Source organism: Pseudarthrobacter sp. fls2-241-R2A-168 (assembly GCF_030209335.1).
Classification (GTDB): Bacteria; Actinomycetota; Actinomycetes; order Actinomycetales; family Micrococcaceae; genus Arthrobacter.
In genome coordinates this window covers 1-13,212 of the sequence record NZ_JARVSG010000050.1, presented here as the reverse complement: position 1 = coordinate 13,212, position 13,212 = coordinate 1, and the positions used below count along the sequence as shown (strand labels likewise).

The following is a 13,212-nucleotide window of genomic DNA, read 5'->3' as shown; positions in this document are numbered from 1 at the left end:
CGCCTTACTTTAAAAGCACCCCCACCGTCCTACGCAATAGGAATTACTCATCTAGGCGCCCGTTAGGCTTGGTATATGTCCTCCAATACCGGGCCGTTCTCCACTGGTCCAACCTCCGCCGGACCCAGCGATCCTGAGGAGCTTTCTCCCGCCGAAAGATACCGCGCCAGCGCTGAACGAAGGGCAGAAGCAGCCACCTATCTAGGCTCCTTCATCAGGACCCTGGACTTTGAACTGGATGACTTCCAGCGCCAGGCGTGCAAGTCGCTTCAGGAGGGCCGGGGAGTCCTGGTGGCAGCGCCCACCGGGGCCGGCAAGACGATTGTTGGCGAGTTCGCCATCTACCTCGCTTTGCAGCGCGGCCTCAAAGCCTTTTACACCACCCCTATCAAGGCGCTCAGCAACCAGAAGTTCACCGAGCTGACCGAGAAGTACGGCGCCCAGAACGTGGGCCTGCTGACCGGGGACACCAGCATCAACGGCGACGCTCCGGTGGTGGTAATGACCACCGAAGTCCTGCGGAACATGCTCTACGCTGATTCGGCCACCCTGGATGACTTGGGTTACGTGGTGATGGATGAGGTGCACTACCTGGCTGACCGCTTCCGCGGCGCCGTCTGGGAAGAGGTCATCATCCACCTGCCCAGCGAGGTGCAGGTGGCCTCCCTCAGCGCCACCGTTTCCAACGCCGAGGAGTTCGGCGCCTGGCTGGATACCGTTCGTGGTGACACGGACATCATTGTTTCTGAACACCGGCCGGTGCCGCTGTGGCAGCACGTGATGGTGGGCCGGCAGATCATGGACCTTTTCGCCGGGGAAACCACTTTCGACGAGATCGCCCCGCCGGTCGATGCTGAAGCCGGGGCCCTCGCCGGGGAAGCAATGGTCCGGGACAGCAGGGACGACAACCCCAGGGGGCGGGGCTTCGATGTGAACCCGGACCTCCTGACTGTGGCCAGAAGCGAAAGCATGCAGAGTTTCCGGGCCAGGTCCGGTCCCGCCGGCAGGGGACAGCGCGGCCGGCGCGGGAACGATCGGCCCGGTCGCGGCGGCGACGAGCGCGGTGTGCGCCCCGCCAGCCGGCCCCAGGTGATCGCGAGCCTGGACAAGATGGACCTGCTGCCCGCGATCACGTTCATCTTTTCCCGCGCCGGATGTGATGCCGCCGTGGCCCAATGCGTCGGCTCGGGCCTGTGGCTGACCACCGAGAAAGAACAGCGGATCATCGCCCAGCGCGTCGACGAGGCCGGCCATGACATCCCGCCGGATGACCTGGACGTCCTCGGTTTCTGGACCTGGCGTGACGGGCTGCTGAGGGGCTTCGCTGCCCATCACGCCGGGATGCTCCCCACGTTCAAGGAAGTGGTGGAGAAACTCTTCGCCGACGGACTGGTCAAGGCGGTCTTCGCCACCGAAACCCTGGCCCTGGGCGTCAACATGCCGGCCCGTTCGGTGGTGCTGGAGAAGCTGGACAAGTTCAACGGTGAAGCGCACGTTGACATCACTGCGGGGGAGTACACCCAGCTGACGGGGCGCGCCGGACGGCGCGGCATCGACGTCGAGGGCCACGCTGTGGTGCTGTGGCAGCCCGGGACGGACCCGACGGCGGTTGCGGGCCTGGCGTCCCGGCGTACCTACCCGCTGAACTCCAGTTTCCGCCCCACCTACAACATGAGCATCAACCTCCTGGCCCAGTTCGGCCGGGCCAGGGCGCGCGAGATCCTGGAATCCTCCTTCGCCCAGTTCCAGGCGGACCGGTCCGTGGTGGGCCTGGCAAAGCAGGTCCGCAGCCGGGAGGAGTCGCTGGCCGGCTACGCCAAGTCGATGACCTGCCACCTTGGGGACTTCACCGAGTACGCCCGGTTGCGCCGCGAATTGTCCGATGCCGAAAACGTCACCTCGCGGACCAAGTCAAGGGCCCGCAAATCGCTCAACGATGATTCGCTGGCCCGTCTGCTTCCCGGCGACGTGGTCAATGTCCCCGGTGGAAGGGCGCCGGGGCCGGCCATTGTGCTCAGCTCCGACCACAGCAGCCGGGAGCCCCGGCCTGCCGTACTGACGCTGGACAACCAGCTGCGCCGGATCGGGAACGATGACCTGGAAGGGCCCATCTCACCGGTCACCCGCATCCGGATCCCCAAGTCCTTCAACGCCAAAGTTCCCAAGTCGCGGCGGGACCTGGCCTCCTCGGCGCGGAACGCGCTGCGGGAGAACCGTCCGCCCGCCCCGGGCAACAACCGCAACAACGATTTTGGCCTCGCCACGGCCCTGCCCAACCAGGAAAAGCGCATCGCAGAACTCCGCCGTGCGCTCCGCGCGCACCCCTGCCACGGCTGCAGTGAACGCGAGGACCATGCCCGCTGGTCCGAACGCTGGTGGAAGCTCCGGCGCGAGACCGACGGGTTGGTCCGGCAGATCCAGGGCCGCACCAACACCATCGCCAAGACGTTTGACCGCGTCTGCGACGTGCTGTCCTCCTATGGTTACCTCGAACCCGCCGGTGACGGCCGGCTGATCATCAGCCCGGATGGCCAGCGGTTGCGCCGGATTTACGGCGAGAAGGACCTGCTGATCTCACAGTCCCTGCGGCTGGGTGCCTTCGATGACCTCGATGCCGTTGAAGTCGCTGCCCTTGCCAGCGTCCTGGTGTACCAGGCCAAGCGTGAGGACCGGGGGCTCCGGCCCCGGATGCCCAGCATCTCCCTGGAAACTTCGGTGGACATTGTGGTCAGGGAATGGTCCGCCCTGGAGGACGTGGAAGAGGACAACAAACTGCCGCTGACCGGCGAGCCCGAGCTGGGCCTCGTGTGGCCGCTCTACAAGTGGGCCCGCGGCCGGCATTTGCAGGACGTCCTCAGCGGGACCGACCTCGCCGCCGGAGACTTTGTGCGGTGGGTGAAGCAGGTGGTTGACCTGCTGGACCAGCTCGCGAAGATCCCCGGCCTCGAACCCCGCCTGGCCCGCCTCTGTTCGGAGGCCATCTCACTCATCCGCCGCGGCGTCGTGGCGTATTCCTCTGTCCTCTAATTTCTTTTTGCCGGCTGCTGCCCGCCCACTGACCCTTAGGAGTTTGTCCGCCCATGCCCACCCCTGCGCCACAGCCCGAACCGCGCCAAAAGCCCAAACCAGTGCTTTACAGGAACGGATCCGTCTACACGGCGGCCGACCCCTTCGCCACGGCCATGCTGGTGGACGGTGACACGGTGGCATGGGTGGGGTCGGAGCAGGCAGCATCCTCCATCGCGGACAGCTCCATGGAGATCATCGACCTCCGCGGGGCTCTGGTGGCGCCGGGCTTCGTTGACTCCCATGTGCACCTGACAGAGACCGGCCTGGCCTTGGACTCCCTGGCGCTTCAAGGCGTTTCCTCGGCCAGGGAACTCCTCGACGCGGTGGCCGCGGCCACGGGTGACGGTCCTGTTCTTGGCCACGGCTGGGATGACACCACCTGGGCAGATGGTGCGCTGCCGGGTGCGGAGGAACTGGAACGGGCTTCTGGGGGACGGCCGGTCTACCTCTCCCGCGTGGACGTGCACTCCGCACTGGTATCGCCTTCGCTGGCGGGCGCCGCCGCCCTCCGCGGCCTGGACGGTTACGACGGCGGTGCGCGCGTCACGCGGGCAGCCCACGCAGCTGCCAGGCAGGCGACCCGCCGGCTCCCCGACGACGTGCTGCGCCGGCATCAGCAGCGTGCCCTGGCGGAGGCCGCATCGCATGGCTACGTGGCCCTCGTGGAGATGGGCGCTCCGCACATTGGGGGCGCCGGGGATCTCCGGGTGGCCCGTACCTGGAACAACCTTGAGCGTGAGGGCAGTCCAACACCTGAAGTTCTTCCGTACTGGGGCGAGCTGGTGTCGTCCGAAGAGCAGGCCCGCTCGATCCTTGACCAGCTGGGCCCAGGTGTCCGCGGCCTGGCCGGCGACCTCAACATCGATGGCTCCATCGGGTCCCGGACGGCAGCCCTTCGGTCCGCCTACGCTGACGCCCCCGATGAAACCGGCAGCCTGTACCTCAGCGTGGAGGAGGCCGCAGCCCACCTGGCGGCATGCTCGCTGGCCGGTATCCAGGGCGGCTTCCACATCATTGGTGACGCCGGACTGGACGCTGCAATGCAGGCGCTGGAGCTTGCGGCCGGTGAGGTGGGGGAGCAGCGGGTCAGGGCTGCGGGCCACCGGTTCGAACATGTGGAAATGGTGGACGCCGCCGCGGTGGAAACTTTGGCGCGCTTCTCGGTGACCGTCAGTGCCCAGCCTGCCTTTGATGCTGCCTGGGGTGGTTCCGGTGGTCTTTACGAGAAGCGGCTGGGTGGCCGGAGCAAGTCCATGAACCCGTTCGCGGGCCTGTATTCGGCGGGAGTTCCGGTGTGCTTCGGCAGTGACAGCCCTGTGACGCCGCTGCGCCCGTGGTCAAGCGTCAGGGCTTGCCTGGAGCACCATAATGCGGACGAACGGATTTCGGCGCGCGCGGCGTTCCTGGGCCACACCCGGGCCGGGTGGCGGGCGGCCAGGTATCCCAACCCGATGGCGGGCCAGTTGGTGCCGGGCGCTCCGGCGAGCTTCGCGGTTTGGGAGGTTGAAGAACTGATGGTCCAGGTGGCTGATGGCCGGGTCCAGTCGTGGAGCACCGACCCCCGGGCCCGGACACCCCTGCTGCCGGCACTGGACACCGGTGCGGATCCGGTATGCCTGCAGACGGTGCGCGATGGCATGGAGCTGTACTCCAGTCCTGCCCTGCGTTCCTGACCCGTTTGTCCGGCGCCCTATAATGGGTAGCTGCGCCCGCCGCCGGTTTCGCTGGCCAGCGGGTGCACCGACTGCTCCCACCAGGAAGGCTCTCTGTGCGCGTCCTTACGATCATCCCTACCTACAACGAGCTTGAATCGCTGCCCATCACCCTGCAGCGGCTCCGTGCAGCCGTCCCGGCCTCGGACGTGCTGGTAGTGGATGACAACAGCCCCGACGGCACCGGCCAGCTCGCCGACGGGATCGCCGCCGAGGACTCCCAGGTCCATGTCCTGCACCGCAAGGGCAAGGAAGGCCTGGGCGCCGCCTACATCGCCGGTTTCAAGTGGGGCCTGGACGCCGGATACGACGTGCTGGTTGAGATGGACGCCGACGGTTCCCACCAGCCTGAACAGCTGCCCCAGCTGCTGGAAGCAATCGACCAGGGCGCCGACCTGGCCATGGGCTCACGCTGGGTCCCCGGCGGAAGCGTGGTGAACTGGCCGCTCTACCGGCAGGCCATCTCCCGGGTGGGCAGCACCTATGCCCGGCTGATGCTGGGCCTGAAGATCAAGGATGTCACCGGCGGCTACCGGGCCTTCCGCAGGACCACCCTGGAAAAGCTGAACCTGGACCAGGTGGACTCGGTGGGCTACGGCTTCCAGGTGGACCTCGCCTGGCGGGTGGCCCGGATGGGGCTGCGGATCGAGGAACGCCCCATCACCTTCGTCGAGCGCGAACTCGGCGCCTCCAAAATGAGCGGCAACATCGTGGTCGAAGCCATGATCAACGTCACCAAGTGGGGACTCCAGGCCCGCTGGAACACGCTCACCCGCAAGGCGACGGCACGGCAGTAGCCATTCCGTACTAAAAGCAAATGGGCCGTCCCGCACACTGTGCGGGACGGCCCATTTGCTGTTTTCGGGTGTTACGCGGAGCGGCGTTCCCCGCGGCGTTCACGCAGGATGGTGAGGCGATCCTCGAGGATCTGCTCCAGTTCCGGCAGGGAGCGGCGTTCCAGCAGCATGTCCCAGTGTGTACGGACAGCTTTGTCGTTGCTGGTGTCCGGGCGTTCGCCGTCAACCAGGAGCGCTTCCTTGCCGGTCTTGGAAACCCATACCGGAGGAATCTCCGCTTCGGAGGAGAAGGTGACAAAGACCTGCTCGCCGTCTTCGCACCGGTACTCGACGCGTTGGCGCGGAGCCGGCTCGACTCCGGACTCGGTCTCCATGCTCTGCGCGCCAAGGCGCATGCCCCGCAGGCTGCGATCGCTCATGATTTCTCCCTCTGGTCGGTTCGCGGTGTAGAACCCGCGCTAGCCGGTGGCGCCAAGCGCCTCCGGACTACTCTGTGCACTGTGCTGCATCCTTAGATTCAACGCATTGCGAAGCTTGGTTGTTCCAGCGGATCTAGTCCTGCCAGACAAATACCCAATTATACGCGTGCCATGCCATGTCAACCAAAATGGAAGGGATCCGCAGTGGACTGCGGATCCCTTCCATCGCTTGGCTGGCCCGGCAGCCTAGGGCTCTGAGGGCTTGGTTCCCACCTCATTGAACAGGCCGGCAACGCCGGTTTCAGCGGTGGTTCCACCCAGGGCACTGCCAATGCCCTTGAGGGCTTCGCCGACTTCGCTGGGGATAATCCACAGCTTGTTCGAGGAACCCTCCGCCAGCTTCGGAAGGGTCTGAAGGTATTGGTACGCCAGCAGTTTCTGGTCCGGGTTGCCCTTGTGGATGGCGTCGAAGACCTTTTGGATGGCCTGGGCCTCACCGTCGGCGCGGAGGATGGCCGCTTTGGCATCGCCTTCCGCGGCCAGGATGGACGCCTGCCGCTGGCCCTCGGCCGTCAGGATGGCCGACTGTTTGGTACCCTCGGCGGTCAGGATGGCTGCACGCCGGTCTCGTTCCGCGCGCATCTGCTTCTCCATCGAGTCCTGGATGGAGTGGGGCGGATCAATAGCCTTCAGCTCCACCCGGGAAACGCGGATGCCCCACCGGCCGGTGGCTTCATCCAGCACACCGCGCAACTGGCCGTTGATCTGGTCACGCGAGGTGAGTGCCTCTTCGAGGTTCAGGCCACCCACCACGTTGCGCAGGGTTGTGGTGGTCAGCTGCTCCACCGCCTGGATGTAGTTGGCGATTTCGTAGGTGGCGGCGCGCGGGTCCGTGACCTGGAAGTACACCACGGTATCGATGGAAACCACCAGGTTGTCCTCGGTGATGACCGGCTGCGGCGGGAAGGACACCACCTGTTCGCGCAGGTCCAGCAACGGCAGGAGCCGGTCCACAAACGGAATCAGGATGGTGAGTCCCGGGTTCAGCGTGCGCTGGTACTTGCCCAGCCGTTCCACCACGCCCGCGCGGGCCTGCGGAATGATCCGCACCGAACGGACCAGCACGATTATCACAAACACGATCAGGACTACCAGCACAATGGCCAATGCAGTACCTCCGGCGTTATCCATACATCTCCTTGTTCCCCAATTGATCAGGCTGTATCTGGACTGGCCGCGGAACCGGTCGGGGCTGACACCACTGCGGTGGCCCCGTCGATTGCGGAGACCACAACTTTTTGACCGGCGGCCAGGACCCCGCCGGCAGAGCGGGCAGTCCAGATGTCACCGCCGATTTTGACCAGGCCGCTGTCCGAGGTCACGGGCTCCATCACCAGAGCCTGTTCACCGATCAGCCGGTCCACGTTGGTCCGCTGGTCCGATGGGCCCTTCTTCAGGTGGGACAGGGCAACGGGCCGGACGAAGGCGATCATCAGCAGTGACACCACGCAGAACACGACGATCTGCAGCCACAGGTCTGCACCCGCGAAGTCGGCCACGAGAGCGGCCAGGGTACCCCCGCCAAGCATGATGAAAAACAGGTCAAGCGTGATCATCTCGATCACTGCAAACGCCAGGAAAGCCGTGAGCCACAGCGCCCACCAGTTTTCCCCGAGCCATTCGAACAAGTTCTCCCCCTTTGCTACGGGGAGCCGCGGACGCGCACCCGCCAGTAACTGTCCTTCAATCTTAGTGCTCGCCTGCCCGGGTGTGGGCAGGCTCATAGTGGTGGCCGGAGGATAGTGGCCAACTCGTTACCCGGCGGCGTGTTTCCTGGGACGGAAGGCCATCAGCTGGAATTTTGCGTCCGAGATGATCGGCTCCGGGAGACTTCCAAGCCGGTCCTGAAGGGCCGTCCTATCCAGGTGGTGACCTGCCGGCCCCATAAACGCCAAGTCCACGGCCGCCTGCCGGGTCAGCGCCAAAGGGACGTCGACGTCGGCGGCTGATTCGACGTCGAAATGGCCCCCCATTGCTTCGGCTAGCCGGGCCTCCTTTCCCTCCTCAATGCCCAGCATGCCGGTCACGGCAGCAAGGGAGGCCAGGTGCCCGGCGCGGGGAGTGACCACCACCAGCCGCCCGGACGGCCGCAGCACACGGGCGAATTCTGCGGCGTTGCGCGGGGCAAAGATCACGGTGACGGCATCGACGGCGTTGTCTGCCAGCGGTAAGGGCTGCCAGATATCGCAGACCAGGTTCACAGCTTCCGGGTTGAGCCGTGCTGCACGGCGGAGGGCAAACTTCGAGATGTCCAGGCCGAGGGCAGCGACGTTCCGGCCCTCCGCTGCCGCAGTATCCAGCAGGGCCCGCAGGTAGTGTCCCGTCCCCGTTCCGGAATCCAGGACCGCAGCGCCGTCCGCCGGGAGGAAGGGTACGACGGCGGCTGCCACCGCGTGCGCGAGGGGCCCGTAATGGCCGTTCCCCAGGAAGTCGGCGCGGGCCTGGACCATGACGGCCGAGTCGGCCTCGAAGGCCGTCCCCTTACCCACCAGCAGGTTGAAGTATCCCTGCCGCGCGGCATCGAAACTGTGACCGGAAGGACAGGCCAGGCGGCCCTGGCCCGTTTCCGCTGTCAGAAGGTCCAAGGGATGGGAGCACACCGGGCACAGCAGCGGCAGGTCCGTGGAGGAGGGCATGGGATCAATCCTATGGCGCTGCTGCCGCCCTTTCTTCGGCGCAGGTGCGCGGCGGGCGGGTCAGCTGCGGCTGATCCCGGCCGGCCCGGCGTCGAAACCCAGCCCCTGCTGCGCCCTGCTGATGCCTGCTTCGGCCCAATGTCCAGCATACTCGGCGTTGCTGCTGAGGGACCGCAACTGGGCACGGTCCACGTACAGCACACCATTCAGATGGTCCGTCTCATGCTGCACAATCCGGGCCTGCCAGCCGGAAAACTCCCGCCGCGCGGCCGCCCCGTCCGGGGTCTGGAATTCGAGCAGTACTTGTTCGTGGCGGGCAACCACGGCCTGCAGGCCGTTGAGCGACAGGCAACCTTCGTAGAAAGAGGCGAACCCGGAGCCGAGCGGCGTACAGCGGGGGTTCACGACGGCCAGGAACTCCAGCGGGTTCCGTTTCCGAAGGGCAGCGGCTTCGGGATCGACGTCGTACTGATCCTCGAGGACCGCCAGCTGCAGGGGAATCCCGAGCTGCGGCGCTGCGAGGCCCACACCGGGCGCCTGGTGCATCACCTCGCGCATGATGTTGATCAGCCTGGTGAGCAGTTCGCCGGAGAGCTGCCCGTCAAATGCTGCGGCACGCTGGCGGAGGGCGGGGTGGCCGGCCTGCACGATGGGCGGAAGCGTCCCGGCGGCGAGGATCTGCTCCACGGTTTCGCGGATTTGTTCGGCAGTGAGGTCTGTCCCGGGCGTGCTCTGGCTCATGAGCAAAGCCTAGTGGCCTGCCGCCACACGCACGCTCAGCTAGTGTCTATCCCATGCCTGATCCTTTGCCGCGGCACGAGCCCGCACCGCAAACCTCACCCCTGGATTGCGTCCTGGGGTTCATCCGCGTCCTCGAAGCCGGCGGGGGAGCCGCCGGAATCCGGCCTTTCCTCGATGACTCGTTTGTGCTGGTGGAAGCGCCGCACCTCCTGGCGCCCGAGGGTTCCACCCGGACACTGACCGAAGTCCTGCAGGGAGCGGACCAAAGCTCCGACGTCGTGTCCCACCAGGAGTTTGTCATCCGGCGGACCACCTGCGAGGGCGGCCGCGTGGTTGTCGAAGCCGACTGGTCCGCGACGGTTGCGATGGACCTCCGCTACTGGGACCGGGGTGAAACCATCCGGGCCAGGACGTCTTCAGTCTTTGAGGTGCGCGAGGGGTTGATTGTCAGCCAGGACAGTTACGACGGCTACTACCGGTAGGCGCTGCTGGGGAGCCGGCCGCGCGCCAGTGACTGCATGGTGAAGCGCCGGGCAACCCAGAGATTGACGGCCGGGCTGGCGGCAGCGGCGCGGATTCCCAGGTTCCGCAGGGTCAGCAGGGGCTCCGGCAGCGGCCGGCCCAGCATCATGTTGATTTCGGACTGGCGCCTGGCCACTCTGGCCGCCTGACGTCGCCAGGTGTCGAACTCCTTGAACTGCCGAGCCGCCGAGTCCTTTCGGCCGCCCGACAACGCCGCCAGAATGATGGGGGAGAGGGCTTGGGCATCCAGCCAGCCGAGGTTCATGCCCTGGCCGCCGATGGGACTGATCTCGTGTGCTGCGTCTCCGATCAGGACAATCCGTCCAGCGGCCATTGTGCGGGCGAGGGCGGACCGGACGCTGAACGCGCTCAGCATGGTGCTGGTCCGAGCGTCCGGAAGGATCCCGGTGCGTTCCCGCACCAGCTCCGCCAGCTGGACAGGACCGGCGCTGCCGGCGGGACGGCCCAGCCGCACCACCCACCGCCGGATACCCCCGGGCAAGGGGAATGACTCAACGATTCCACCGGGCTCAAGGAACAAAGCGGCCTTTTCGCCATGGAGCCCCGGATCCTGGAAATCGCCCATCAGGTAGTGGTCGGGGTAGCTCCTGCTGGCCACAGGAACGCCCAGAAGATTGCGCACCCGGGACCGCGCGCCGTCGGCCGCCACCACGAGGGACGCACCGAACTTCACCTCATGACACCTTTCCGGTCCGCCAGCCTCCCCAACAACGGTGACCAGTTCGCCCTCGTCCGTAACTTCCGAGGCCCGTACGCCCCGCACGATTGCCTCCCCGTCAAGCTGGCGGACACGCTCCTCCAGGAGCTGCTCGGTGCGGTACTGAGGCAGGGCCAGCACAAACGGGAACGCATCGGATACTGCGCCAAAGGACATCGTGCCAACGGTCTTCCCGCCGCTGACCGCCATCCCTTCCCGGATCTGGACCCCGTCCTGCACTGCGGACCCGGCAATCCCCACCTGGTGCAACGCCTCGAGGGCGGGCGGGTGGATGCCGATGGCGCGGGTGTGCAGGCTCCTCGAGTGCCGCTGTTCAATCACCCTGACGCTGGCGCCGTCCTGGAGGAGCAGGGCTGCGAGGAACAATCCGACAGGGCCCCCGCCAATAATCAGGACGTCCGTTGCCACGTCAGTTCCTGCGCAGGGTGAGGACCTGGTGGAAGGCCGCGCCCGGTTCCACTTTCCAGCCCGGCGGGGCGATGGCCGACAATTCCGCTGGCGTATAGCTCCTGCGGATGGAGGTCAGGCCGTCAGCTCGAATGTAGGACTGGCGGAACGGCAGCGCCGCGGCCCAGAAAAGCGCGTACGCGGCGGGGCTGCGGCGGAGGTCGTTGTGGAGGACTTTCCGGCTGGCCAGCGCCGCGGAGTCAGAGAGGAGCTGGTGCAGATCGGCGGCCGGAAGATGGTGGAGCACGTGGTTGGAGATGACGAAGTCGAAGCTGTTGCCTTCCCGGACCAGGTCTGAACTGTGGGCCTGCATAAATTCAACCCCCGGCGTCGCGGGACGTCTGCGGGCGAAGGCGGCCGCCCGGGCGTCCGGGTCTATGCCGGTGATCCGCAGCGCCAGTCCGTCGCGGCGGGCCCATTCCGCGAGCTGGCAGGCCAGATCGCCGCCGCCGGAGCCAATGTCCAGCAGCCGGGCGGGAGCGGTGCTTTGCTCCAGCCCCGGCCGAAGTTCCCGGCTGTACAGCTTCCGCCAGCCGGACACCACGCGGTTGACCAGGCCAAACTGGCGATAGGTATTGTCCAGGAGCCGGGCGTCGCAGTCCGGCAGGTCCATCAGTTCCACGGCATCGGCGGCGCGCCGCCGCATCAGGACGTCCACCGGATTCAGGCGACCGGCACTTCCGCCGCGTGCCCGGTCACCTGGTCCCGGCGCATTCCGGCAGGTGCCTGGCGCAGCTTGGTGAACAGTCCTGTCTCCACTGTGAGCCCGGGACCGAAGGCCATGGAACAGATCCGTTCGTCGCCGTCTTCGGGAGCCTGTTCCAGGATGAGTTTGAGCACAAACAGCACCGTGGAGCTGCTCATGTTCCCGTAGTTGCGCAGTGTTTCGCGTGCAGGGACCAGTTGCTCGTCGGTGAGGCCGAGCCGGGACTGGACTTTGTCCAGGATGCTGCGCCCGCCGGGGTGGATGGCCCAGTGGCGGATGGAGGTGTAGGGGAGTGCGGCCAGTTCCGGATCCTTGGCCAGGAGGGGCTGCAGGGCGCCCACGATGTGGTCATCGATGATGTGCGGCACATAATTGCCCAGGACCATTTCAAAACCGTGGTCGCCGATGTTCCAGGCCATTGAGTCTTCGCCCACCGGCGTAAGGACGGTTTCGAAGTGGTCCAGTCGAAGCAGGGACTGTTCTTCGCTACCGCTCCGGGCTGTGACGACGGCGGCCGCGGCACCATCGGCGAACAGGGCCGATCCCATGATGGTGTCGGGATCGTTGGAGGTGCGGACGTGCAGGGAGCAGAGTTCGGCGCAGACCACCAGCACCACAGCGTCCGGATCCGCTTCGCAGAACAGTTTCGCTGCCCGCAGCGCCGGGAATGCCGCGTAGCAGCCCATGAATCCGAGGTGGTAGCGCTGCACGGCCGGATCCAGGCCGAGTGCGCGGACAATCTTGTAATCGGGTCCGGGATTGAAGAATCCTGTGCAGGAAACGGTAATGAGATGAGTTATGTCAAGTAAATCGAGTTCAGGGGCGGCTGCGACGGCGGCACGGGCAGCGTCCACAAAGAGCCTGGTGGCCTCCCGGCCGAAGATCTCGTTGCGGGCCTTTGTGCTGGGATTCAGCAGCAGTCCGGTGGCCGGATCGTAGAACTGCGGGTTGTCGGAGCGGAAATCATTGGTGAGTTCCTCAACGGCGGTGAAACGGGTGTCGATGGCGGCTGAGTCAAAGCAGGTATTGACCAGCCGCGAACCAAGCCTGGATAAACCTGGTTGGGCCGCGAACACGTCACGGGCCTGGGTCTGGATCAGCATGGTTTTCGGGACAGCTGTTTCAAGGGATCGCACATAGACCGTCATTGATTCATTCTTAACGAGCACTCCGGATAAGACAATGCTGACCTGCGGATTTGTCTGCGGGAGCGGATTTGTGGGGGCCGGAACTGGGACGTCCGGGATCGGCGCCCGACCCCTTTCGAAGCCCCTTTGCGAAGTGCCGATAATCTACATTATGTCAAGTAGTACTCTGCGTATCTCATCAGATGAATCATTCATACCCTCTCCCTCGGAGTTCCG

General features: G+C 65.8%; 12 protein-coding genes. 4 read left to right on the top strand and 8 right to left on the bottom strand.

The annotated features are described in order from the left end of the window. Positions 1–75 precede the first annotated feature (75 nt). From QRN11_RS21475 to QRN11_RS21465, 3 genes are all read left to right on the top strand, one after another. Positions 76–3,027, top strand: a complete 2,952-nt coding sequence (locus QRN11_RS21475; protein WP_285314431.1) for a DEAD/DEAH box helicase — start codon at positions 76–78, stop codon at positions 3,025–3,027. A gap of 53 nt (positions 3,028–3,080) precedes the next feature. Further along, positions 3,081–4,742 (top strand): amidohydrolase, encoded by a 1,662-nt coding sequence (locus QRN11_RS21470; protein WP_285314430.1) that lies wholly within the window; start codon positions 3,081–3,083, stop codon positions 4,740–4,742. A gap of 95 nt (positions 4,743–4,837) precedes the next feature. Then, positions 4,838–5,578 (top strand): polyprenol monophosphomannose synthase, encoded by a 741-nt coding sequence (locus tag QRN11_RS21465; protein WP_142059224.1) that lies wholly within the window; start codon positions 4,838–4,840, stop codon positions 5,576–5,578. A gap of 71 nt (positions 5,579–5,649) precedes the next feature. Here the strand turns inward: QRN11_RS21465 and QRN11_RS21460 are convergent, their stop codons facing one another. The 5 genes from QRN11_RS21460 to QRN11_RS21440 form a co-directional block, all read right to left on the bottom strand. Beyond that, positions 5,650–5,997: an RNA polymerase-binding protein RbpA gene (locus tag QRN11_RS21460; protein WP_013600997.1), complete on the bottom strand. Its 348-nt coding sequence runs from the start codon at positions 5,995–5,997 to the stop codon at positions 5,650–5,652. A 246-nt stretch (positions 5,998–6,243) separates the two neighbouring features. Continuing rightward, positions 6,244–7,188 carry an SPFH domain-containing protein gene (locus QRN11_RS21455; RefSeq protein WP_285314429.1) on the bottom strand — a complete coding sequence of 315 codons (945 nt, stop codon included), beginning with the start codon at positions 7,186–7,188 and terminating at the stop codon, positions 6,244–6,246. Positions 7,189–7,211: 23 nt separating this feature from the next. Continuing rightward, entirely contained in the window at positions 7,212–7,685 is a 474-nt protein-coding gene (locus QRN11_RS21450) for an NfeD family protein (RefSeq protein ID WP_091419991.1), read from the bottom strand. Positions 7,686–7,811: 126 nt separating this feature from the next. Continuing rightward, positions 7,812–8,693 carry a putative RNA methyltransferase gene (locus tag QRN11_RS21445; RefSeq protein WP_285314428.1) on the bottom strand — a complete coding sequence of 294 codons (882 nt, stop codon included), beginning with the start codon at positions 8,691–8,693 and terminating at the stop codon, positions 7,812–7,814. A 60-nt stretch (positions 8,694–8,753) separates the two neighbouring features. After that, on the bottom strand, positions 8,754–9,434 hold the full coding sequence (locus QRN11_RS21440) for a peptide deformylase (RefSeq protein ID WP_285314427.1): 681 nt from the start codon (positions 9,432–9,434) through the stop codon (positions 8,754–8,756). 53 nt (positions 9,435–9,487) lie between these two features. Here QRN11_RS21440 and QRN11_RS21435 point away from each other — a divergent pair, with 53 nt between their 5' ends. Further along, a complete protein-coding gene (locus QRN11_RS21435) occupies positions 9,488–9,916 on the top strand; it encodes a nuclear transport factor 2 family protein (protein ID WP_285314426.1) in 429 nt (142 codons plus the stop codon). On the opposite strand, the gene QRN11_RS21430 is transcribed toward QRN11_RS21435, so the two are convergent. From QRN11_RS21430 to QRN11_RS21420, 3 genes are read right to left on the bottom strand one after another with little or no spacing between them, the layout of a single operon-like run. Beyond that, the gene (locus tag QRN11_RS21430) at positions 9,907–11,103 is read right to left on the bottom strand and encodes an FAD-dependent oxidoreductase (protein ID WP_285314425.1); all 1,197 of its coding nucleotides are present in this window, start codon (positions 11,101–11,103) and stop codon (positions 9,907–9,909) included. The genes QRN11_RS21435 and QRN11_RS21430 overlap by 10 nt on opposite strands. Position 11,104: 1 nt before the next feature. Then, positions 11,105–11,788, bottom strand: coding sequence for a methyltransferase domain-containing protein (locus tag QRN11_RS21425; protein WP_285314432.1), 684 nt, complete (start codon positions 11,786–11,788; stop codon positions 11,105–11,107). Between the two features lie 17 nt (positions 11,789–11,805). Then, positions 11,806–12,996: a type III polyketide synthase gene (locus QRN11_RS21420; protein WP_285314424.1), complete on the bottom strand. Its 1,191-nt coding sequence runs from the start codon at positions 12,994–12,996 to the stop codon at positions 11,806–11,808. Between the last annotated feature and the right edge of the window lie 216 nt (positions 12,997–13,212).